The following is a 22,012-nucleotide window of genomic DNA, read 5'->3' as shown; positions in this document are numbered from 1 at the left end:
CTGCCGATAGGGTGAGGGTGTGGACGACTACATCTCCCTCGACAACATCGAGATCGGCGCGGACCTGAGCAAGGTGTCCGGCCGCAAAGCCCTGCAGAACGTCGTTGACCTGACCGACACCAGCGGCTTCGTCGTCGTCGATGACGATGATGACGACCCGATCCTGCTCACTCTTCCCCAGCGCAATGTGGTCGACACCTGGCGCGAGGACTACCCGTACGACGAGCGGATGAACCGCGGCGAGTACGAGAGTCAGAAGCGTCTGTTGCAGGTCGAACTCCTCAAGCTGCAGAAGTGGACCAAGCAGAACGGCATCCGCCACCTGCTGGTTTTCGAGGGGCGCGACGCCGCGGGCAAGGGTGGCACCATCAAGCGCTTCAACGAACACCTCAATCCCCGCGGTGCGCGCACCGTCGCGCTGGAGAAGCCGTCCGAGCGCGAGTCCACCGAGTGGTACTTCCAGCGCTACGTGCAGCATCTGCCGGCGGCCGGCGAAATGGTCTTCTTCGACCGCTCCTGGTACAACCGCGCGGGTGTGGAGCGAGTGATGAGCTTCTGCACCCCCGAGCAATACCGGCAGTTCCTCGAGCAGGCCCCGGCCTTCGAGAAGATGCTGGTCGACGACGGCATCAGCCTGGTGAAGTTCTGGTTCTCGGTGAGCCCGCTGGAGCAGCGCACCCGGTTCGCGATCCGGCAGATTGACCCGGTGCGCCAGTGGAAGCTGTCGCCGATGGACCTGGCCTCCCTGGACCGATGGAACTCGTACTCCGATGCCAAGGAGAACATGTTCGCCGAGACGGACACCGACTGGGCGCCATGGACCGTGGTGAAGAGCAACGACAAGAAGCGCGCTCGCCTCAACGCGATGCGCTACGTGCTGAGCCTGCACGAGTACGACGGCAAGGATCACGAGCTGGTCGGCGAACCCGATCCACTGATCGTGGCCCGCGCGCGCGACACCATCGGCGAGTGATCGGCTGACGTGCGTTCCTTCCTGACCGGAATCCTCGTCGCCGTCGCAGGTATCGCCATGATCATCGCGGTGCCCACCATGTGGAGCACCGTGACGGTGGTGTCGGCGAGCGGGTTCGCCGACGCCGCCGCACACGCCGCGGAGAAACCGCAGGTGCAGGAGTACTTCGCCGGCAAGATCGCCGACGAGGTCTCGGCGGCCACGGACATCCCGCTCGCCGCGAGCGTGGTGAAACCGCTGGCGACCCAGTACACGCAGAGCCCGCAGTTCGTCACGGACTTCACCGAGATCGCCCGGCAGCAGCACGCCTGGCTGTTCACCGCGCCGGGACCGCGCACCAGCCTGCACGAGATGGACCTGGACATCACCCCGATGGTGAACTCGGCGCTGCTCGACGCACCGATCCAGCTGCACCTCGACCGGCAGATCATCATCCCGGTGGATCAGAACCGGCTCACCGCGGGCTCGATGGAGCAGACGGGCAAGCAGCTGACCGTGGCCGCCTGGGCGTCGGTGATCGTCGCGGCGATCGCCGGGATCCTGGCGCTGGTGCTCGGCCGCAACCGTGCGGCGGTGATCGCCTGGCTGGGTATCGACGCCTTCGCGGCCGGAGTGATCGGTGCGCTGATCGCCACCTACCTGCAACGCCGTGCGGCCGACAGTGTCTCGGCGAGCGACCTGAGCACCCAGCAGACCGTCAAGGTGGTGGCCGGTGACATCCTGCACCAGCTGACCGTGACCTCGCTGATCACCGGCGGTGTGGGTCTCCTGGTGGCGCTTCTCGGCGTCATCGCGACGGTCGCCCTCCGGCGCCGGGCGTAGGAGCAGTCCGACTCGTGAGACTTGGCTTCGACTCGGGCTCGGCTATCGCCTCGCCCGGCTCAGCCGGCGTGCGGTTGAGGCGGTCGTTATCAGCCCGTTGAGCCGGACGGGCCCCTCAGGGCCCGGCCGTGTCGAAACGCCTCCCTCGGCTGGTGGTTCGTTTCGACGCTTCTATGTTGATTGTCAAGCTGCGGCCTGAACGTCGGTGTTGCCGCTGGTGGCGGTCTGATCGGGAGCGCCGTGTTCGAGGAGTTTGAAGATCTCTCGGATGATGTAGCGTTTGAGGAGCCGGTTGATCGCGCGGGGTGTCTTCCCGTCAGTGGTGCGCTTGGCGATGTAGGCCTTCGTCCGTGGATCGCACCGTTTACGGGTGAGCATGACAGTGTGGATTGCACTGTTGAGCTGGCGGTCCCCGCCGTAATTGAGCCGGTAGACCAGTGAGTTCCCACTCCCGATCGGTACCGGGCTGACCCCGGCCAGCGACGCGAAGTGCGCGTCGTCGGCGAACCGTCCGGCATGAGACCACGCGCACAGGACCTGCGCGGCCACGATCGGGCCCACGCCCACGACGGCGAGCAGGTCCGGCCGCCAGCGGGCCACGGCAGCCCGGATCTGCTTCTGGCCGGCGTTCAACCGCTGCTGGCACAGGAGAACCTCACCAGCCAGTTCAGCGGCCTGCGCGGCGATGATCGGCGAGCTGCCACCGCCGGTGAGGGCGCCGCCGGCGATCCGCCGGATCTGGGTCATCGTGAGCTTCTTACGCGTATCAGGCAGCAGACCGGTCAGTCGGACGATCGCGTTCAGGGCGTTGATCTTGGCGGTCTTCTCCTTCGTCTTCTGCTGCCGCATGATCAGCAGAACCTGAAGGTCAGCACGCTGGTCGCCCTGGCGGGGACTGATCAACTCCGGGAGGGTCAGGGCCAGGGCCGAGCGCGCGGCGCCGATCGCGTCGAGGCCGTCGGTCTTACCCGCACCGCGGCGGGCCTTCTTCGGGCCGGGCCGGGCCTCGGTCACCGCGATCGCCGTGCCGGCCAGCGCGGCGGTCAGGCCGGCGCCGTAGGAGCCGGTGCCCTCGACAGCAGCCAGGACACGGCCACCGGCGGTGTGGCGGCCGATCCAGGCCACGGCCTTGTCGTACCCGCGGCCGGTGACGGGGAACTGCTCGGGACCAGCGACGACGCCACCGGTCCGGGCATCACAGATGGCATAAACATGCTTGGCGGTGTGTGTGTCGACGCCGACGACGTAGTCGTAGGCCTCTGCGATACTGGACATAGCGGGACATGTGCTCCTGACTCATCGGCTCGAACCGATACCAGGGGGCCCTGCTATCGGCGCGGTGCCGGTCGACCAACGACAAAGTCGCGCGGCGAGACAGGTCTCTAAGGAGTCAATGGACGGGCTTCTATCCAGTCATCGCCACACAGGGAGACCGGCACCGGCTCCAACCGGTGGACAAGTCGAAACCAAGCCAGAACCAGAACGGCAAGACTCGCCGTAGTCACACCCACGGAACCAGTAACCAGTCTCCCCCGACAGTAGTGCCCCATAAGGTGGTGTAACTCGGTGGCCGAGATCGTCTCCGACTTCGTGTCGGGACGGACGTAGAGCGGCCACCGTGTGATCCTTCGAGTCAACCGTCTAAAGAATCCTCGAACGGAGTCATCACGATGACCGCACCTCATATTGTCGACCCTGCAGGCCTGCTTGGCCAAGCCCTCGCCGACGCGTCACCGGATCTGATGCGCGAGCTGCTGCAAACCATCATCAACGCCCTGCTTTCCGCCGATGCCGACGCTGTCTGCGGCGCCGAGTGGAACGCCCGCTCGGCTGAGCGCACCAACTACCGAAACGGCTACCGCCACCGGCCCCTGGATACCCGCGTCGGAACCGTCGATGTCGCCGTCCCGAAACTGCGCTCGGGTTCGTACTTCCCCGAGTGGCTGCTCGAGCGCCGCAAGCGGGCCGAATCCGCCCTGATCACCGTCGTGGCGGACTGCTACCTTGCCGGAGTATCGACCCGCCGGATGGACAAACTGGTCAAGACGCTGGGCATCGACTCACTGTCCAAATCCCAGGTCTCCCGCATGGCCACCGAACTGGACGAGCAGGTCGCCGCCTTCCGACACCGCCGCCTGGACGAGGCCGGCCCGTTCACCTTCGTCACCGCCGATGCGTTGACGATCAAGGTCCGCGAGAACAAGCAGGTCGTCAAGGCTTCAGTGCTGCTGGCCACCGGCGTCAACGGCGACGGCCACCGCGAAGTCCTCGGGATGCAGGTGGCCACCAGTGAGACCAAGGCCTCATGGAACACCTTCTTCGCCGACCTGGTGGCCCGCGGCCTGGACGGAGTCCGGTTGGTGACCTCCGATGCCCACGCCGGACTGGTCGAGGCGATCGCGGCGAACCTGCCCGGCGCCGCCTGGCAGCGCTGCCGCACCCACTACGCCGCCAACCTCATGGCCACCTGCCCCAAGAGCATGTGGCCGGCCGTGAAAGCCATGCTGCACAGCGTCTACGACCAGCCCACCGCCACCGCGGTGCATGAGCAGTTCGACCGGCTCCTGGAGTACACCGAAGACAGGCTGCCCGAGGTCGCCGACCACCTCGACGATGCCCGCGAGGACCTGCTGGCCTTCACCGCGTTCCCCGACGACGTATGGCGTCAGATCTGGTCCAACAACCCCACCGAACGCCTCAACCGTGAGATACGACGCCGCACCGACGTCGTGGGGATCTTCCCCAACCGAGACGCGATCATCAGGCTCATCGGCGCCGTCCTGGCCGAGCAGACCGACGAATGGGCCGAAGGCCGCCGATACCTCGGCCTCGAAGTCCTGAGCCGCTGCAGGCTGACCCTGACCACCGACACAAACACCGACTCGACGACGGAGGTGACCACCGATGACCTGATGCAAATACCAGCCTGACCACCACCGAAGGATCAACAACGAGTTACACCACTACTTGGGGCTTGACCCCCCCGACCGACTCACTCGCCGATCACCACCTATTAGAGACTCGCCCCGGGTCCTGAGCTGGCGCGGCGGAGCATGCGACGACGCGGCGTCGAAGGGCGCACTTGCGGGCTCGGGTCGGCTCAACGGGCTGGTGAGGCTGGGCCTGTTCGACGGGCTGGTGGGGCCGGGTCTGTTCAGCGGGCTGGTGGGGCCGGGGCGGATCAGCGGCCGGCGGGCGGAGTGAGCGCGCAATCCCCGCAGTATCCGCCCGTCGACGACCGGTAGTAGAGGCAGCAGCTCCGGCGGCGCCGGGTCACCGGATCGAGCGCGTCCGCGAGCCGGGGATCGGACAGTGTCCCGGCCACCAGCCCGGCGCTGGCCGGGCCGAGCAGCGCACCCGTGCTGACCACGCACGACGCGGCGTTCCCCCAGAGCAGTCCCGCCGAGACCTCTGCGCTCCACGCCGCGACCAGCGGCTCCAACTGCCGGTCGAGCACTTCCCCGGCCGGGGTGCCGCCCGGCCGGGAAAGGCCGGTGTGGAGAGTCGTCGTCGTGCCGTCCCGGCGAAACCGCAGGGTATCGGGATCCAGATCGGCGCTGCGCCCGGTCAGCAGGGCCGTGCCGAGGGCGACCGACCACAGATGGGCGGCGTAGTCGAGGAACAGCATCGAGACGGCGACGCGCCTCTCGCTGGTGCCGAGCGCGGCGGCGAGACCGTCGAACAGCGGGCCCGCGACATCCGGATCGCGGAGTCGTCGCGTCGGAAGACCCACCCGCTCCTCGCCGGGGCCGTGGTGCAGCTCGAAGTAGGGGGTGACCGCCCGGATCCGGGTCAGCGCGTCGGCCAGGCCGGATTCCCCGGAGGTCATCCGGTCACCGCCGCGCCCGGATCACCGCCGATCGTGCGCCACAGGAACTCGTAGGCGAGCGCCGACTTGAACGCGGCCTGCGCGTTGTCGGCGGCCCCGCCGTGCCCGCCCTCGATGTTCTCGAAGTACGCCGGGCGGTAGCCCATCTCCTCCATCCGCGCCACGAACTTGCGGGCGTGCCCGGGGTGGACCCGGTCGTCGCGGGTGGAAGTGGTCATCAGCAGCGGCGGGTACTCGGCGTCGGCGGTCAGCCGCTGGTACGGCGAGTATTCGCCGAGGAAGGCCCACTCGTCGGGGTCGTCGGGGTCGCCGTACTCGGCCATCCACGACGCGCCGGCCAGCAGCAGGTGGTAGCGCTTCATGTCCAGCAGCGGCACCTGGCAGACCAGTGCGCCGAACAACTCGGGATAGCGGGTCAGCATGACGCCCATCAGGAGGCCGCCGTTCGACCCGCCCTGGGCGCCGAGCTGCGCCGGCGTCGTGAAGCCCCGGGCGACCAGGTCGCGCGCGACCGCCGCGAAATCCTCGTACACCAGGTGACGTCCGGCCTTCTGCGCCTGCGTGTGCCAGGCCGGGCCGTACTCGCCGCCGCCGCGGATGTTGGCGACCACGTAGCTGCCGCCGCGGGCGATCCAGCTGCGGCCGGCGATCGCCGAATAGCCGGGGGTCAGCGAGTTCTCGAAACCGCCGTAGCCGTACAGCAGGGTGGGGCGCGGCCCGTCGTCGTCGTCGCGCTGGACCACGAAGTAGGGGATGGCGGTGCCGTCGTCGGACGTGGCGAAGAACTGCCGGGCGCTCACGCCGGTGGCATCGAAGAACTCCGGCGCGGACTTGAGCACGTCGACCCCGGTGGTCGCGTCGCCGTACAGCAGGCTCGGTGCCTGCGTGAACGAGCTCGCGCTGAGCCAGATCTCGTCGCTGTGGTCGGGATCGGTGTCGATGACCGACACCGTCGCGAACTCGGGGAGGCCGGTGATCGGCGCCGGTTCCCAGTCGTCGAGCGTCAGCACCTGGATGCGGGTGGCGACGTCGTGCAGCGTGGTCAGCACCAGCCGGGTACGGGTGAAGGCGTACGACTCCAGGCTGGTGTGCGCGTCCGGGACGAAGAGCGCGCGATGCGTGCGGTCGCCGGCCAGGAACGCCGGGTAGTCGAAGACCAGCAGCGATCCGGTCGGGCGCACCACGCTCCCTGAGCCCGTCGAGGGGTCGCCGATGGTCCAGTCCTGCCGGGGCATCACCAAGAGGTGATCGTGGTGCACCGCGAAGTGCGCGTCGGTCGGCACGTCGATGAGTACCGGCTCGCCCGAGGTCAGATCGTACGAGAGGGAGTTGAAGAAGTCGGTCGACCGGGACGCGAAGTGGCGCTCGAAACCGGGCGTGTGGTCGTAGGAGACGCCGGCCGCGACGTCGCTCACCTCGCCCGCGTAGACCGTCGGGGCATCGTCGAGGGCGGTGCCGCGGACCCAGCGTCGCGCGGTGCGCGGGTAGCCGGACGTGGTCATCGCGGGCAGCCCGTCGGGCGTCGACGCGAAGTCGGTGCCGACGTACACGGTGTCCCGGTCGATCCAGGAGACCGAACTCTTGGCCTCGGGCAGGGCGAATCCGCCGTCTTCCGGGGCGACCCACGCGCGCTGCGTCACGTCGAATTCCCGCACGACGGTGGCGTCCGCGCCGCCGCGCGAGAGTGCGACCAGTGCGCGGTCGTAGTCGGGGAAGCAGAGGCTGACGCGCGCCCACACCCAGTTCTCGCCTTCGGCGTCGGCGAGTGCGTCGACGTCGATCAGGACGTCCCAATGCGTGCTGTCGGTGCGATACGAGTCGAGCGTGGTGCGCCGCCACAGTCCCTTCGGGTTCTTCGCGTCGCGCCAGAAGTTGTACAGGTGCTCCCCGCGGCGGCGGACGTACGGGATCTTGTCGTCGGTGTCGAGCACTTCCAGCGCCCCGGCTTCCAGTTCGGCGAAGCGCGGCGGGCCGGTCAGCTCGGCGACCGTCGGTTCGTTGTGCGCCCGCACCCAGTCCAGGGCCCGCCCGCCGGTGACGTCTTCCAGCCAGAGATAGGGATCGTTGTCCACCCGGCCAGGCTAGCGCTCGGACCCTCCGCGATCCGTCGCGGATCGTGTCGCGATCGACGGACGCCGCCGATCTTGCCGGATCCAGGGTCATCCCCGCGACGGATTTCGGACACGACAGAATCCGCGACAGATTCCTCCGGATGTGCTCGTCAGGCGACGGGGTCGGGGAGTTCGCCCGTACGGATGGGGCAGCGGGTGTGAGAGTAGATGGTCGGCATGCACTCGTTGCAGTGCACGCACTTCGACGCCGTCGCCGGGTCGGCGGCGATCCGGCGCGGCAGGTCCGGCTCGCGCAGGAGGGCGCGGCCCATCGCCACGAAGTCGAAGCCCTCGGCCAGGGCCAGGTCCATGCTCGCGCGGTCGGTCACCCCGCCCAGCAGGATGACCGGCAGCGCGGTGGCCGCGCGCAGTTCGCGGGCCAGCGGCAGCAGGTAGGCGTCGCGGTACGGGTAGGCCTTCAGGAAGAAGGGGCCGCCGATCTTCAGGCCGGCCCGCATCGGCCCGTGGAAGGCCCGCGCGAACGACGCGCGCGGCGCGGCACCGTGAAACAAGTACATCGGGTTCAGCAGCGAACTGCCCGCGGTCGGTTCGATCGCGTCGAGATGGCCGTCGGCCTCGAAGAGCCGGGCCACCTCGCAGGCCTCGTCGACGTTGAAGCCGCGCCACGGCTTCGGACCGCGGCCGGGACCGGGGCGGCCCACGCCGTCGTACATGTTGAGCTTGGCCCAGACCGCGACGCCGGATCCGACCGCCTCCCGGACGGATTCGAGGACCTCGCGGGCGAGTCGTGCGCGGTTCGCCAACGACCCGCCGTACGCGTCACGACGGTGATTGAGCAGCGGCGAGAGGAACGAGCTGAGCAGATAGTTGTGGCCGCAGTGCACCTCGATCGCGTCGAACCCGGAGTCGACGGCGAGGCGGGCCGCCTCGGCGAACCGCGTCCGCAGCGCGGGGATCTCGTCGAGGCCGATCTTGTGCGTCAGCGACATGCCCATCGGCGCGGGGATGGCGCCCGGGCCCAGCGCCTTGGCGCCGTTCGAGGCCGAGTTCGCCACCGCGCCGGCGTGCCCGAGCTGCGCCGCGGCCAGCGCACCCTCGTCGTGGATCGCGCCGGTCAGGCGCCGCAGCCCCGGCACCGCCGCCTCGCGCAGCCAGATCTGATGGCGGTCGGTGCGGCCCTCCGGCGAGATCGCGCAGTACGCCACGGTGCTGATCGCGACGCCGCCCGCCGCGTGCTCCCGGTGGAACTCGATCAGGTCGTCGGTGACCAGTGCCTCGGGGGTCATCCCCTCGAAGGTCGCGCACTTGATCAGCCGGTTGCGCAACCGCAGCGGGCCGAGCCGGGCGGGTGCGAACGGGTCGACGGGCGGCGTGCCGGAAACGGGAGGCATACCAATATGAGAACACGTTCTATTCATGCTCATCAATCCGCGGGCTGCCGAACGGCTCCGGGGGAGTGCTCACCGAGTGGCGGCGCCGGCCAGTTCGGGGGCCTCGTCGTCGGCGCGCTCCGGCCTCTCGCCCGGAATCGACGTGCCGCGGATCGAGCAGCCCGCGGTCTCGCGCAGGAACAGCAGCGCCACCATGCCGATGACGCACGCGCCCATCAGATAGACGGCGGGGAAGAGGTTCCAGCCCGTGGAACTCACGACCGCCTCATTGACCAGCGGCGCGGTACCGCCGAACAGCGCCGTCGACAGGTTGTACGAGACGGCGAAGCCCGCATAGCGCACGTGCGTGGGGAACATCGCCGGGAAGGTGGCCGAGATGGTCGCCAGCTGCGGGATGTAGAGGATGCCGAGCACCACGAAACCGGCGATCGCCCAGCCGAAGCCCTGACCCATCAGCCAGTACATCGGCAATGACAGCACGAACAGGCCGGCCAGCGACGCCCACCACATCGGTTTGCGGCCGGTCCGGTCCGACCAGCGGCCGAAGAACGGGATCAGGCACATCATCGCCACCTGGCCGATCAGCACCACCGCCGAGCCGGCATCCTCGGACAGACCGATGGTGCTCTTCAGGTACTCCGGCTGAAAGGCGAGCAGCGTGTAGTTGGCGACGTTGAGCGCCACCACCATGCCGAACATGATCGCGATCGGCCGCCAGTAGTCGACGACGGTCTGCTTCAGCTTGGCCCAGGTGGAGACCTCCACCTCCTCGGTCATGTGCTCCTCGATCTCGGTGAAGACCGGGGAGTCCTCCAGCTGCGATCGCAGGTAGAGGCCGACCAGACCCAGCGGGAGCGCGAGCAGGAACGGCAGGCGCCAGCCCCACGTGTACATCTGGTCGTCGGTGAGCGCGAGGCTCAGCAGCAGCACCAGCGCGGTGCCCGAGGCGAATCCGGCGAGCGTGCCGAATTCGAGGAAGCTGCCGTAGCGGCCGCGCTTGCGGTCCGGTGAGTATTCGGCCATGAAGGTCGCCGCACCGCCATACTCGCCGCCGGTGGAGAAGCCCTGGACCACCCGCAGCCCGATCAGCAGAATCGGCGCCCAGACCCCGGCGACCGCGTGTGTCGGCAGGACGCCGATCAGCGCGGTGGACAGGGAGATCAGCAGAATGGTGATCGCCAGGACGTGTTTGCGGCCGAGGCGGTCGCCGATCGGGCCCCAGATGAAGCCGCCCAGCGGCCGCAGGACGAACGAGACGGCGAAGCCCAGCATGGTGCCGATGGCGCCGAGCGATCCCGGGAAGAAGGCGTGGGTGAGGTAGGTGGCCGTCGCCGCGTAGACGCCGTAGTCGTACCACTCGGTGGCATTGCCGATGGCGGAGGCGGAGATCGCCTTCCGGATCACCGAAGGACCGGGGTCGGGCGCCTTCTCCGGGAGGGCGGGCAGATCTCGGGTATTTGCGGGGCTCATGTTCGGGTCCGGTTCTGGTGTCGATGTGTGTGCGTTGTGTATGTCGCGACCTCTGCTGCATCGACCTCTACTCGGGTCCGTCGGCGATGTCGCCCACCCCGCGCCCACGACCGCCACGACCGCACCGGACTTCTCCCGGGTGACCTGCGCGGGAGCGGAAAGTCGGCAAATCCCCCAACAGTTCATCGAACATATGTTCGACACGCGGGTTCGGCGGGGTCCGTGAGCGACGCATCGCACCCGGTTCACAGCGGGGATGGAGAGTGGCGCGCGGCACGTCCAGGGGCCTGCGCGCACGCGCGCCGAGGTCTAGTCTGGACGCCGTGACTGAACACTTTGACACAGTTGTCCTTGGGGCTGGTCCGGGTGGGTATGTGGCCGCGATCCGGTCCGCTCAGCTCGGCATGAAAACCGCGGTGATCGAGGAGAAGTGGTGGGGAGGTGTCTGTCTGAACGTCGGCTGTATCCCGTCGAAGGCGCTGCTGCGCAACGCGGAGCTGGCGCACGTGTTCAACCACGAGGCGAAGGTCTTCGGCATGTCCGGCGACGTCTCGTTCGACTTCGGCGCCGCCTTCGACCGCAGCCGCAAAGTGTCCGACGGCATCGTCAAGGGCGTTCACTTCCTGATGAAGAAGAACGGCATCACCGAGATCGACGGCTACGGCATCTTCGAGGGGCCCAAGACGCTCCGGGTCGGTGACCGCGTCATCACCTTCGACAACGTCATCATCGACACCGGTTCGACGGTCCGCCTGCTCCCGGGCGTGGAGCTGTCCGAGAACGTCGTCACCTACGAACAGCAGATCCTCACCCGCGACCTGCCCGGCTCCATCGCCATCGTCGGTGCCGGCGCGATCGGCATGGAGTTCGGCTACGTCCTCGCCAACTACGGCGTCGACGTCACCATCATCGAGTTCCTGCCGCGCGTCCTGCCGAACGAGGACGAGGAGATCTCCAAGGAGATCGCCAAGCAGTACAAGAAGCTCGGCGTCAAGATCCTCACCGGCACCGCCGTGCAGACCGTCGACGACCAGGGCTCACAGGTCGTCGTGACCTACAAGGACCCGAAGGGCGCCGAGGCCGGCATCACCGTCGACAAGGTCCTGATGTCGGTCGGCTTCGCCCCGCGCACCGAGGGCTTCGGCCTGGAGAGCACCGGGGTGGAGCTCACCGATCGCGGCGCCATTGCGATCGACGACCACATGCGCACCAACGTGCCCGGCATCTACGCCATCGGCGACGTCACCGCGAAGCTGATGCTCGCGCACGTGGCCGAGGCGCAGGGCGTGGTCGCCGCCGAGACGATGGCCGGCGCCGAGACCATGCCGCTCGGTGACTACCGGATGATGCCGCGCGCCACGTTCTGCCAGCCGCAGGTCGCCTCTTTCGGGCTCACCGAGGCGCAGGCGAAGGACGAGGGCTACAACGTGAAGGTCACCAAGTTCCCGTTCTCCGCCAACGGCAAGGCGCAGGGCCTGAACGCGACCGCCGGTTTCGTCAAGCTGGTCACCAACGCCGACACCGACGAACTGCTCGGCGGCCACCTGGTCGGCGACAACGTCTCCGAGATGCTGCCCGAGCTGACCCTCGCGCAGAAGTGGGACCTCACCGCACGCGAGCTGGCCCGCAACGTGCACACCCACCCGACCATGAGCGAGGCGCTGCAGGAGACCTTCCACGGCGCCATCGGCCACATGATCAACCTGTAGGTTCAGCCGGCACGGTTCCACCTGCCGGATCCCGTTGCTCCACCCGGAACAGACCGGGTGGAGCAACGGGATTCAGGTGCACGAACGGAGAGCGGGTGGTCGAGGATCACCGCGCGTCGGCGGGCTTCTTCCGGTAGAGCGAGCGGGTGACGGCCGGGGCGAGCACCGACGCGATCATCATGCAGATCGCCATGCTCAGCAGGGACAGGGCGGCGTTGCCGCCGAGGCCGCCCAGTTCGCGGTCTTGGGTGATGTCACCGCTGAGTGCCACGAAGCCCATCGACCCGGGCACCATGAGCCAGAAGGTCGGGAGGAAGACCACCAGGACCCCCGGATTGTTCCGGACGTGGGCGTTCAGCGCCCAGCAGACCAGCAGGGCGGCACCCAGGGCGAGGCCGCCGGCGAACGCCGGGTTGATGGCCTGCTGCAATAGCTGCGTGAGCCAGAACGTGCCGAAGCCGACCAGTACGGTCGCGGCCCACGCCGCCCTCGGGGTGCAGAAATACAGAATGGCGCCCACGGCGAAGATCGGCGCGGCCACCCAGAGCACCCACGACGGCGCCTGCGTGATCGTCAGATCCCGGAGTTCCTGCTGGGTGACGCCGACGATGTCGATGGCGAGCGCCAGACCGAAGGCCATCGACAGCAGCACCACGAGCGCCGAGATCAGCCGGGTGGAGCCGGCGATCATGTCGCCCGTGGTGAGTTCGATGAGGGCGGTGGTCAGCGCGGCGCCCGGGATCAGCGTCAGCACCGGGATCACCGCGAGCCGCACCGGATCGGCATCGGTGACGTGGATGGCCCACAGCGTGATCACCAGCGCGGACAGGAAGGTCAGCAGCACCGGCATCAGAGCGGCCAGGGTTCCTTTGATGCTGCTCCACAGGGAGATCGCGGCGATCGGAACGGAGACGATGACGGCGATGAGGGTGGCGTTGAAACTCATCCGGAAGCAGAGCGAGAAACCGAGCGCCATCAGCGCGTAGCCGAGGATCCGGATGATCGGGTTGACCGGGGGCCGGGACGTGGAGATCGCGTGCAGCCGGGCGCGCGCCTCGTCGATCGGCAGCGCGGCCTCTTTGAGTTGATGCACCAGATGCTCGGTGGCGGCGATCTGGTCGAACCGGAACGACCCCCGGGTGTTCGAGACCGCGACCTTTCCGGTGCTCCGGTTCAGCGAGATGATGTAGCTCGCGAAGACCTCGCTGGTGATGTCGGCGCCGTACGCCCTGCAGATCTGGTCGAGCACCATGCTGGTCTCCGGGACCGGATACGACGACCTGGTGAGCGCGTCGCCGATGTCGGCGACGAGGATCGCCATTTCGTCGTCGCTGGTGCCGCCCTGCTGCGGCGTGCCGTCTGCCATGTGCCCGGACCTCGGTCTCTGCGGTGGTCGTGGAGAGTATATCGGTCCGCCGCCCATGCCGAACGACCTCGTCGGAGTCCGCGCCCGACGGCTGACACGTAACGCTCGCGAGGGGTCCGCCGAGCCTGGTCGACCGGTCGATTTGGGCGGAATCCATGCAATCTGTGCCATCTTTCGCAACTCGCCGTCGTACCGCCGGGAGAAGCCGAGTGGGGAGTGAGATCGCGGTGTAAGTAGTTAGGTATGACGACGACTGTTCTGCACAACGCCCGCTTGATCGACGGCAACGGCGGCGATCCGATCGATGACGCCGTGCTGGTGATCGACGGGGACAAGATCGCCTATGCCGGACCGGCGTCGGGTGCGCCGGCCGCCGACGATTCGGCCACCAAGGTCGATCTGGGTGGCAACACCATCTGCCCCGGATTCTTCGACGTCCACGTCCACCTGTCGCTGCCCGGCACCAAGGGGTCGCCGATCATGGCGGCGATGGTGCCGCCGTCCTACCGCTACTTCCAGCTGATCGCGCGGCTGAAGGTCACCCTGGAGGCCGGCGTGACCACGGTCCGCGACCTGATGGGCGTCGACGTGGGCGTGCGCGACGCCGTCGCGCACGGCCTGATCGAGGGCCCGCGCGTGCTGGTCGCCGACAAGATGCTGAGCCAGACCGGCGGTCATGCCGACTTCCACATCCCGTCGGGCCTGTCCGGCACCGATCTGATCGGCGGCGTGCTGGTCGATACCGTCGACGAGGCGCGAGTCGAGGCGCGCAAGCTGTGCCGCGAGGGTGTCGACGTCATCAAGGTGGCCTCCTCCGGCGGTGTCTCCTCGCCGAACGACCAGCCCGATTACCTCGGCGCCCGAGAGGAACTGGTCGCCGCGGTGGTCGAGGAGGGGCACAACTACGGTGGCCGACCGGTCGCCGCGCACGCGATCGGCCTGCCCGGGATCGAGTCGGCGGTCAACGGGGGCGTCCGCAGCATCGAGCACGGCTACGCGCTGACCGATGAGCTTCGCAAGAAGATGGTGGAGAACGGCCAGTTCCTGGTGCCGACACTGCTGGAGACGCTCAAGCCCGACACCGCGACCCCGCAGGCCGTGGCCAAGAGCGAGAAGTGGCACAAGATCGCGCAGGACTCGGTGCGCGCCTCGGTGGAGGCCGGCATCAAGATCTGCACCGGCACCGACGCCGGCCTGGTCCCCGATCACGGTGAGAACCTCGGCGAGGTCGGCCTGCTGGTGAAGTTCGGCGGCATGACCCCGCTGCAGGCGATCACCGCGGCCACCAAGAACTCGGCCGAGCTGTGCGGTCTGCTCGACACCCTGGGCACCCTGGAGGACGGCAAGATCGCCGACGTCGTGGTGGTCAAGGGCGACCCGAGCCAGGACGCCGACCTGGTCGGTGACAACGCCAACATCCTGCTCGTGGTCAAGGAGGGCAAGGTCAAGAGCAACCGCGGGTCGTTCGCGGTCTGATACGTCGTTCCCGGCAGCGCCACCGATCCCGCGGATCGGTGGCGCTGCCGTCTGCGCGGCTCGGCTCCGGGATCAGTCGCGGCGGGCCGGCCGGTGCAGGTCGGGATCGGCGAGGAGGCCGAGGACGGTGCGCAGGGCGCTGACCGGCTCGCCGAGGTCGATGCCGGCCACCGTCTCGATCCGCGCCAGGCGTGCCCGCAGCGAGTTCGGGTGGACCCCGAGCCGGCGGGCGGCCTCGGCGACGTTCGACGCGGTGGTCGCCACGGTCAGGACCGTGGGGAGCAGTTCGGTGCGATGAGCGCGGTCGTGGTCGGCGAGCAGCCGCAGGCGCGCGGACAACTCCCCGCCGTGCGGGCGCAGCAGCATTGACGCCCGAACCACCTGCAGCGCATCCTCGACGTCCTGCGGCTCGGCGATGCGCAGGCCGGTGACGGACGGCGGCTTCCCGAGCGGAAGGCGCAGCGCGCGCAGCACGTCGCGGGCCGCGCGCCCCGATTCGGGTAGCCGGGCGAGATCGGCGACGACCGGTCCCACGCCCACCGCGGCGGTGGGGGAGGTGTCGAGCGCCGCGCCCAGTCGTGCACGCAGCCGGACGGTGACGCTCCGGTCGTCGTCGTCCGCGCCGGCGCTGTCCGGATCGGTACCGTCCGGATCGACCGGGAGGACGGCGAGCAGCAGGCCGCCGGTGGTCACCTGGCGCTGATGCGGGAATTCGGCGGACAGGGCCAGTCGTACGCGGGCGTGGTCGTCACCGGTGACCGCGGCGGCGACGACGGCGTGGCCGCGATCGGGCCGCAACCCGGCGAGGGCCGCCGCGGTCGCGGCGTCCCCGACGCCGCCGAGCACGGTGAGCAGGGCCGCGGTACGGCACCGCTCGGCGAACGCGGCCTCGCGGGCGGCGCCGGGCCCGCCCGCCGGCTCCCCGGCGGCCTCGGACCGGTGGGTCAGCGCGGCGAGCGCCCGCAGTAGCGCGTCCCCGCCGATCCATCGGGCCCGGCGCAGCCGGAACGGGGCGAGCGGGCCGCTCAGCCCGGCGGGTGTCGTGGACGGCAGGATCAGTGCCGCGGTACCGGTACAGCTCTCGCTGAGCTCGATGAGCGAGGGCCGGTCGTGCACCGGATGCCCGACGACGAGGTGCCCGGAATAGTCGGTCGGCGCACCCGGCTGGTAGACCTCGATGCCGCGCACCGCGATGTCCGGCACGGCCCGCGGTCCGCCGGGATCGAGCGGGGTCAACACCGCGCCCGCGGCGTCGACGATGGACCTCAGGCTGGGGGCCGTGGTCGCGGCGCGGCGGCGCCGGACATGAGCCGTCATATGGATTCTCCTGGTCGGGACGGTGAGTGCGCGAGGGCGAGCGGGATCGGAGGAACCGCAGGACGTTCGGGTTGAGCAGTCGCGCCGGGTCGAGCGCGTTCCGGACCGCATGCATGACCTGCCGGTCCGGCAGGTCGCGGCCGAGGCCGATCCACGGTCCTTTCGCCCGGCCGATGCCGTGCTCGGCGCTGATACTGCCGCTGTGTTCGGCGACGAGGGTCAGCACCCGCTCGGTCACCGCCTCGCGGCACGGCGCGGGGACGTCGAGCAGGTTGACGTGGACGTTCCCGTCGGCGATGTGCCCGAAGCAGACGGCGCGGACCGCCGGGAAGCGCGCGGACAGGTCGGCGGGCAGAACCGCCAGGAAGTCGGGCAGTGCGCGCGACGGCAGCGCGACGTCGAGCTTGACCGGCGGGGTGGACGAGGCGGTGTTCAGCACCTCGGGGTGGCTCTCGCGGTACTCCCACAGCCGCCGCACGGGCCCGGCCTCGACCACCGCGTCGTCGAGCAGGCCGGAGGAACCCGCCAGGAGTGCGGTCACGGCCTCCGGCAGATCGGCCGGTCCGGACAACTCCAGCAGTAGGTAGAAGGGGCTCGGCGCGGCCAGCGGCGCCCTGAGGCCGCGGTGCGTGCGAACCAGGCCGATGCCCTCGGCCGTCATCAGCTCGGCCGCCTCGATACACAGTCCCGATCGGCGTGCCGCGTCGACCAGCGCGAGACAGCCGGCGATGGAATCGACGCCGGCCAGCACCGTCTGCGTCTCCGTCGTGGGTGTCACCAGGCGGAGCAGGACTCGGGTGAGTACCGCGAGCGTGCCCTCGGCGCCGGCGAGCAGTCCGGGCAGGTCGTAGCCGATGTTGTCCCTGGTGAGACCGCTCCACCGGGTCAGGACCCGGCCGTCGGCCAGCGCCGCTTCGACGCCGAGAAGCCGCGAGCGGGTGCTGCCGTGCTTGATCATGCGCGGCCCGCCGGCGTTGGTCGAGACGATGCCGCCGAGGGTGGCCGAATCTCGCGAAGCCAGGTCGATCCCGAGATCCAGCCCGGCCTCGCGGGCCGCCCGCTGCGCCTGCGCGACGGTCGCGCCGGCGCCGGCCGCGAGAGTCCGTTCGATCCGGTCCACGTCGCCGACGACGTCGAGCCGGCGGGTACTGAGCAGGATCTCGCCGTCCATCGGCACCGAGTCGCCGACCAGCCCGGTGTTACCGCCCTGGGGCACCACCGGCATACCGGCGCGGTGACATGCGGCGAGGACCGCCGCCACCTCCGCGGTGCTGCCGGGACGCACGACGGCGGGCGTGGCGCCGCACCACCGGCCGGTCCAGTCGGTCGCGTGGCCCGCGGTGGTCGCCGGATCGGTGAGCACGTGGCGAGCGCCGACGATCGCCCGGAGTTCGTCGAGCAGAACGGGTGTGGTCGTGGGCATCGGGATGGGCCTCCGAGAGGTAGGTGTGCGGAGCGGTGCGGTGCTTCCAGGGTGTGGCGGACCCCGGGGCCGGTCCAACACCGAATCGCTCTGAGGCCATCGGATGCGCTTATAATCGCAGCGTGCAACTGCAACGAGCGCGGTATCTCGTCGCCGTCGCCGAGCATCTGAGCTTCACCCGGGCGGCGGCCGAGCTGTTCGTGGCGCAGTCCGCGCTGAGTCAGCAGATCAAGGTGCTCGAGCGTGAGGTCGGCGCCGAGCTCATCGATCGCCGGGGTCCGCGCATCGGTCTCACCCCGGCGGGCGAGGTGGCGGTGTCGGAGGCCCGCTATCTGCTGACCGTCGCCGATCGGGGTCTCGCCCGGATCCGGGCCGCGGCGCTGGGCTCGGGTGGTGCGCTCGACATCGCGCTCACCCGCTCGTGGACGGGCGGTGTGATTGGGGCCGCGCTCGCCGAATTCCGGCGGCATTTTCCGGAGGTCACCGTCACCGAGCGGCGCGGCTACTCGTCGTACAACGCCGAACTGGTCGCCGCGGGGGAGATCGACCTGGCGGTGGTGCGCGGCCCGGTGGCCGACGAGCGGATCCGGGTGCGCGGCTGCGGCGCCGAACGGCTCGTCGTCGCGCTGCCCGCGGGGCATCCGCTGGCGGACGGCGGCGACGGTCCGGCGCTCGGCGCGGGGCCGCCGGTCGGGCGGGACCGGCTGCGCGGCGAGCCGGTGGTGTTCTGGGAACGGGACAACGCGCCCGGCATGTACGACACGATCGTGTCGGCGCTGTGGCCCGACGGCACGCCACGCGTGGTGCGCGGGAGGCCGACGACGAGATGGTCCTGCGCGCGGTGGCGGACGGTGTCGGGGTGGCGCCGATGCCGGTCGGTCGTGCGACGGCGTTCCGGGTGCCGGGTGTGGTGCTGCGTGAACTCGATCCGCCGGCGGTCGAACTGACCGTCGGCGTCGCGACCGTCGACGACAACCCGAATCCGGCGCTGCGCGCGTTCCTGGACATCCTGGAGCGCGATCCGGCGCTCGGGGCGGTGCGCTGACGGTGGCGAGTGAGGCCGAACAGCGCCGCATCTGGCGGCCGCCCGGTCCGCTCGACGTCCGCGTGATCCTCGGGATCCACCGGCGCAGCGCCCACGACCCCGCGCTGCGCGTGGCACCGGACGGCTCGGTGTGGCGCGCGGTGCATACGCCGGACGGACCGGGCACGCTGACCGTGCGGGCGGAGGCGGGCGAGATCGTCGGTCGCGCGTGGGGTCCCGGGGCATCGTGGCTGCTCGACGGTCTGCCTGCCGCGCTGGGCGCGCACGACGACCCGGCGTCGTTGCCGATCGGCTCGCCGGTGGTGGCGCGGCTCGCCGCCCGGTCGGCGGGCCTGCGGATCGGGCGCAGCGGCCGCGTCTGGGAGGCCCTGGTCGCCGCGGTCATGGAGCAGAAGGTGGTCGGCGCCGAGGCGTACCGGGCCTGGCGCTATCTGCTGCGCCGGTACGGCGAACCGGCGCCGGGGCCGGTCGTGATGCGGGTGCCGCCGCCCCGGCCGGTGTGGCGGGAGATCACCGAGGCCGACTGGCACCGCAGCGGCCTGGAGCCGGTGCGCATGCGGACGATCCGGGCCGCCGCCCGCGTCGACGTGGAAGACAAGGGCGACGTCCTCACCGCGCTGCGCGGGATCGGTCCGTGGACCGCGGCGCACACCCGTATCCGGGCATTGGGCGACGCCGACGCCGTGCCCTTCGGGGACTATCACCTGCCGAAGATCGTCGGTCAGACGCTGATCGGCCGGCCGGTCGACGATGCGGGCATGGCCGAACTGCTCGAACCCTACGGCGGGCACCGGTATCGGGTGATCCGGATGTGCGAGTTGCACGGCACCTGGCCGGATCGGCGCGGCTCTCGGATGCCGGTCCGCGACTATCGATCGATATGAATTCTCACTTTCGCACCGGCCATGTGAATCGGCATCGTCCGATGTCAGATTGTTCGGCAACTCTCAATAGTGCGATGTCCGCGCTCGCCTGAGCGCTCGTGTCGCGGGTCCATTTTCATGTCGCAGGGCCTGCACGGCACGCGACCCGCAGAAAGACCCGCGACACGCGGTACGGGGGAGGAGGTACGACGGCCGCTCCGGCTATCCGCGACGGCGGCGCAGGCCGACGGCGAGGGTGCCGACGACGAACAGCGCGGTCGACACCGCGGCGAAATAGACCAGCGCGCCGTCGGTGCCCCACGGCGGGCTGATCGCCAGGTCCTGGCCGGTGCCCCAGGTCCCGTTGAGGAACGGCATGTACGCCTGGATCTTGGCGCCGTCGGGCACGAAGATGATGGCGTCCTCCATGACGAAGACCCAGAACAGCAGGGCGGCGAGGGTGCCGGCCGGATGGCCGATCAGGGCCGCCAGGCCGGCGCCGAGACCGCACGCGAAGAACGCGTAGACCGGCACCGTGACGACGAAGCGCACGCCGGCCGACGAGAACAGCGCCACCTCGCTGTACACGCTCGGAAAGGCCGCGGGCAGCACCGACATCACCACGGCGACCAGGATCGCGGACGCGGCGGCGGTCAGCAGGCCGTAGAAGATCCACCGGCTCGCCGCCGACGTCCACGCACGCGGGTACAGGTGGCGGTCGACGTCGCGGGCCACCGCTCGCATGCTCGTGGCCTGCGCATACGCCGCCGTCAAGGCGCCGACCACCACCGTGAAGGTGATGATCCAGTAGACCGAGTTCGACGACGAGACCGCGTTCACCGATATCTCGTCGCTGTTCAGGTGCGCGATGCGCTCGGCGACCGCGGCGATCCCGAAGGTGATCACCAGTGGCAGGACGACGCCCGCGGGCAGTGCCCCGTACACCAGGAAGCTGCGCCGCCCGCCGGTGCGGATCGCTTCGGCGCGGACACCGCGGCCGGTCTGCCCGGCCGCATCGCGCAGCGCGCGGCCGTTCACGCCGCCGCCGTCGCGCGGACCGCGGCCAGATAGGCCGCTTCCAGATCATGGTGGCCGCCGCGGAACTCGTCGACGGTCTGCGCCGCGCCCGCGGTCTGCCGGTCGATCAGCACCACCCGGTCGGCGCTGCGCGCCACCTCGCCGAGCAGATGCGAGGCGACCAGCACCGCGCAACCGTCGGCGGCCAGCCCGACGAGCAGTTCCCGCAGCCAGACGATGCCCTCGACGTCGAGTCCGTTGAGCGGCTCGTCGAAGACGAGGGCGGCGTCGCCGGAGCCGCTGCCGGCCACCGGCAGCAACGCGGCGGCGATCCCGAGGCGCTGCCGCATGCCGAGGGAGTAGTCCCCGATCCGGCGGGCTCCGTACCGGTCGACGCCGGTGCGGGCCAGCACGTCGTCGACGGCATGGCGGTCGAGCCCGGCACCGGCGGCCAGCCAGCGCAGGTGCCGGCGCGCGGTGTGGCCGGGATGAAGCGGCTCGGTGCCCAGGTGCATACCGAGCCGTCGTCCCGGGGACGGTAGCCCGCGCACCGCGGTGCCGTCGATCAGTACCTCTCCCGACACCGGTGTCACGATCCCGCACACGCTGCGCAGCAGGGTCGACTTGCCCGCGCCGTTGCGGCCGAGGAGATAGACCAGCTCACCGCCGGGCACGGTCAGGTCGACGTCGTGCAGCACGGTGCGGCCGCCCAGGTCGACGCGGAGCCGGCGAACCTCGATCCGGCTCACCGCGGATCAGGCGTTGCAGTAGATGTTGAGGCCGACGGTCTTGACGCCGCGGCAGATCGAGTTGTTGGCCAGCCGCCAGTTGCCGTCGATCTTCTTGAACTCGATCGTGGTGTTGACGCTCGGCCGGCCCGCCGCGGAGGCCTTCAGGGTGGCGCTGATGGTGTCGCCCGATCGCCCGGTGATCTCGGTGATCTCGTGCGAACCACGGGGTGCGCGGAACAGACCGAGGTTGTAGACGGTCTTGGGCACCACCACCGCGTCCATGCCGCCCTCCAGGTTGCGGGCCTTGGCCTCGTCGGAGGCCGGGGTCGCGACCAAGAACTCGATGATGTCGCCCAGTTCCGAGGTGCTCGGATCGTCGGTGGTGACGGTGAAATCGGCGGGCAGTGCCCGGGCGGCCGGCGCGGTGAGCGCCAGACCGACAGCCGTCGCGACGACGGTGAGCAGGGTGATGGCCAGCAGCCGGAAACGGTGGGTCATGGGATTCTCC

At 69.8% G+C, this 22,012-nt stretch carries 18 protein-coding genes and 1 pseudogene; 8 read left to right on the top strand and 11 right to left on the bottom strand.

Annotated features, from left to right (window positions below):
- Positions 1–19: 19 nt before the first annotated feature.
- Both ppk2 and MYK68_RS18965 read left to right on the top strand, forming a co-directional pair.
- A complete protein-coding gene (gene ppk2 / locus MYK68_RS18970; RefSeq protein ID WP_247865290.1) occupies positions 20–973 on the top strand; it encodes a polyphosphate kinase 2 in 954 nt (317 codons plus the stop codon).
- A 9-nt stretch (positions 974–982) separates the two neighbouring features.
- The gene (locus tag MYK68_RS18965; RefSeq protein ID WP_247865289.1) at positions 983–1,795 is read left to right on the top strand and encodes a hypothetical protein; all 813 of its coding nucleotides are present in this window, start codon (positions 983–985) and stop codon (positions 1,793–1,795) included.
- 183 nt (positions 1,796–1,978) lie between these two features.
- Here the strand turns inward: MYK68_RS18965 and MYK68_RS18960 are convergent, their stop codons facing one another.
- Positions 1,979–3,070 (bottom strand): IS110 family RNA-guided transposase, encoded by a 1,092-nt coding sequence (locus tag MYK68_RS18960; RefSeq protein ID WP_247865288.1) that lies wholly within the window; start codon positions 3,068–3,070, stop codon positions 1,979–1,981.
- A gap of 395 nt (positions 3,071–3,465) precedes the next feature.
- Between MYK68_RS18960 and MYK68_RS18955 the strand changes: the two genes are divergently transcribed.
- Positions 3,466–4,725, top strand: coding sequence for an IS256 family transposase (locus tag MYK68_RS18955; protein WP_247865287.1), 1,260 nt, complete (start codon positions 3,466–3,468; stop codon positions 4,723–4,725).
- Positions 4,726–4,976: 251 nt separating this feature from the next.
- On the opposite strand, the gene MYK68_RS18950 is transcribed toward MYK68_RS18955, so the two are convergent.
- The 4 genes from MYK68_RS18950 to MYK68_RS18935 all read right to left on the bottom strand — a co-directional run bounded on the left by MYK68_RS18950 (position 4,977) and on the right by MYK68_RS18935 (position 10,557).
- Positions 4,977–5,624 (bottom strand): (2Fe-2S)-binding protein, encoded by a 648-nt coding sequence (locus tag MYK68_RS18950; RefSeq protein WP_247865286.1) that lies wholly within the window; start codon positions 5,622–5,624, stop codon positions 4,977–4,979.
- Positions 5,621–7,696, bottom strand: coding sequence for a prolyl oligopeptidase family serine peptidase (locus MYK68_RS18945; protein ID WP_247865285.1), 2,076 nt, complete (start codon positions 7,694–7,696; stop codon positions 5,621–5,623). The genes MYK68_RS18950 and MYK68_RS18945 overlap by 4 nt, the downstream gene beginning before the upstream one ends.
- A 149-nt stretch (positions 7,697–7,845) precedes the next feature.
- Positions 7,846–9,087 (bottom strand): oxidoreductase, encoded by a 1,242-nt coding sequence (locus MYK68_RS18940; RefSeq protein WP_247865284.1) that lies wholly within the window; start codon positions 9,085–9,087, stop codon positions 7,846–7,848.
- 69 nt (positions 9,088–9,156) lie between these two features.
- Positions 9,157–10,557, bottom strand: a complete 1,401-nt coding sequence (locus tag MYK68_RS18935; protein WP_247865283.1) for an MFS transporter — start codon at positions 10,555–10,557, stop codon at positions 9,157–9,159.
- Positions 10,558–10,880: 323 nt separating this feature from the next.
- On the opposite strand from MYK68_RS18935, the gene lpdA reads away from it, so the two are divergent.
- Positions 10,881–12,266, top strand: coding sequence for a dihydrolipoyl dehydrogenase (lpdA, locus tag MYK68_RS18930; RefSeq protein WP_247865282.1), 1,386 nt, complete (start codon positions 10,881–10,883; stop codon positions 12,264–12,266).
- 106 nt (positions 12,267–12,372) lie between these two features.
- On the opposite strand, the gene MYK68_RS18925 is transcribed toward lpdA, so the two are convergent.
- A complete protein-coding gene (locus MYK68_RS18925) occupies positions 12,373–13,632 on the bottom strand; it encodes a threonine/serine exporter family protein (RefSeq protein WP_247865281.1) in 1,260 nt (419 codons plus the stop codon).
- A 243-nt stretch (positions 13,633–13,875) separates the two neighbouring features.
- On the opposite strand from MYK68_RS18925, the gene MYK68_RS18920 reads away from it, so the two are divergent.
- Positions 13,876–15,108: a metal-dependent hydrolase family protein gene (locus MYK68_RS18920; RefSeq protein ID WP_247865280.1), complete on the top strand. Its 1,233-nt coding sequence runs from the start codon at positions 13,876–13,878 to the stop codon at positions 15,106–15,108.
- Positions 15,109–15,180: 72 nt separating this feature from the next.
- Here MYK68_RS18920 and MYK68_RS18915 read toward each other — a convergent pair whose 3' ends face one another.
- Together MYK68_RS18915 and MYK68_RS18910 are read right to left on the bottom strand one after the other, a co-directional pair.
- The gene (locus MYK68_RS18915) at positions 15,181–15,954 is read right to left on the bottom strand and encodes a PucR family transcriptional regulator (protein ID WP_247865279.1); all 774 of its coding nucleotides are present in this window, start codon (positions 15,952–15,954) and stop codon (positions 15,181–15,183) included.
- Between the two features lie 529 nt (positions 15,955–16,483).
- Positions 16,484–17,848 (bottom strand): annotated as a pseudogene (locus MYK68_RS18910) (FAD-binding oxidoreductase); the annotation flags it as partial.
- Between the two features lie 122 nt (positions 17,849–17,970).
- Between MYK68_RS18910 and MYK68_RS18905 the strand changes: the two are divergent.
- From MYK68_RS18905 to MYK68_RS18895, 3 genes are read left to right on the top strand one after another with little or no spacing between them, the layout of a single operon-like run.
- Positions 17,971–18,795: a LysR family transcriptional regulator gene (locus MYK68_RS18905; protein WP_247865278.1), complete on the top strand. Its 825-nt coding sequence runs from the start codon at positions 17,971–17,973 to the stop codon at positions 18,793–18,795.
- On the top strand, positions 18,756–18,893 hold the full coding sequence (locus MYK68_RS18900; RefSeq protein ID WP_247865277.1) for a hypothetical protein: 138 nt from the start codon (positions 18,756–18,758) through the stop codon (positions 18,891–18,893). Before MYK68_RS18905 ends, MYK68_RS18900 begins: the two co-directional genes overlap by 40 nt.
- 2 nt (positions 18,894–18,895) lie before the next feature.
- Positions 18,896–19,777: a DNA-3-methyladenine glycosylase family protein gene (locus MYK68_RS18895; RefSeq protein WP_247865276.1), complete on the top strand. Its 882-nt coding sequence runs from the start codon at positions 18,896–18,898 to the stop codon at positions 19,775–19,777.
- Between the two features lie 201 nt (positions 19,778–19,978).
- Here the strand turns inward: MYK68_RS18895 and MYK68_RS18890 are convergent, their stop codons facing one another.
- From MYK68_RS18890 to MYK68_RS18880, 3 genes are read right to left on the bottom strand one after another with little or no spacing between them, the layout of a single operon-like run.
- Complete coding sequence (locus MYK68_RS18890; RefSeq protein ID WP_247865275.1) at positions 19,979–20,794, bottom strand: ABC transporter permease; 816 nt, start codon at positions 20,792–20,794, stop codon at positions 19,979–19,981.
- On the bottom strand, positions 20,791–21,522 hold the full coding sequence (locus tag MYK68_RS18885; RefSeq protein WP_247865274.1) for an ABC transporter ATP-binding protein: 732 nt from the start codon (positions 21,520–21,522) through the stop codon (positions 20,791–20,793). Before MYK68_RS18885 ends, MYK68_RS18890 begins: the two co-directional genes overlap by 4 nt.
- 6 nt (positions 21,523–21,528) lie before the next feature.
- Positions 21,529–22,002 (bottom strand): MTB12 C-terminal domain-containing protein, encoded by a 474-nt coding sequence (locus MYK68_RS18880; protein ID WP_247865273.1) that lies wholly within the window; start codon positions 22,000–22,002, stop codon positions 21,529–21,531.
- Positions 22,003–22,012: the final 10 nt, after the last annotated feature.

The sequence above is a fragment of the Gordonia sp. PP30 genome, from assembly GCF_023100845.1.
Taxonomy (GTDB): domain Bacteria; phylum Actinomycetota; class Actinomycetes; order Mycobacteriales; family Mycobacteriaceae; genus Gordonia.
Note: the sequence above shows the minus strand (reverse complement) of the source record. Positions and strands in the feature narration are given on the sequence as shown.

What these genes read in the sequence shown, in the direction of transcription:
- MYK68_RS18950 (WP_247865286.1), bottom strand. Translation starts at nt 5,624, where the DNA reads ATGACCTCCGGGGAATCCGGCCTGGCCGACGCGCTGACCCGGATCCGG.
- MYK68_RS18920 (WP_247865280.1), top strand. Translation starts at nt 13,876, where the DNA reads ATGACGACGACTGTTCTGCACAACGCCCGCTTGATCGACGGCAACGGC.
- MYK68_RS18935 (WP_247865283.1), bottom strand. Translation starts at nt 10,557, where the DNA reads ATGAGCCCCGCAAATACCCGAGATCTGCCCGCCCTCCCGGAGAAGGCG.
- MYK68_RS18940 (WP_247865284.1), bottom strand. Translation starts at nt 9,087, where the DNA reads ATGCCTCCCGTTTCCGGCACGCCGCCCGTCGACCCGTTCGCACCCGCC.
- MYK68_RS18880 (WP_247865273.1), bottom strand. Translation starts at nt 22,002, where the DNA reads ATGACCCACCGTTTCCGGCTGCTGGCCATCACCCTGCTCACCGTCGTC.
- MYK68_RS18960 (WP_247865288.1), bottom strand. Translation starts at nt 3,070, where the DNA reads ATGTCCAGTATCGCAGAGGCCTACGACTACGTCGTCGGCGTCGACACA.
- MYK68_RS18925 (WP_247865281.1), bottom strand. Translation starts at nt 13,632, where the DNA reads ATGGCAGACGGCACGCCGCAGCAGGGCGGCACCAGCGACGACGAAATG.
- MYK68_RS18955 (WP_247865287.1), top strand. Translation starts at nt 3,466, where the DNA reads ATGACCGCACCTCATATTGTCGACCCTGCAGGCCTGCTTGGCCAAGCC.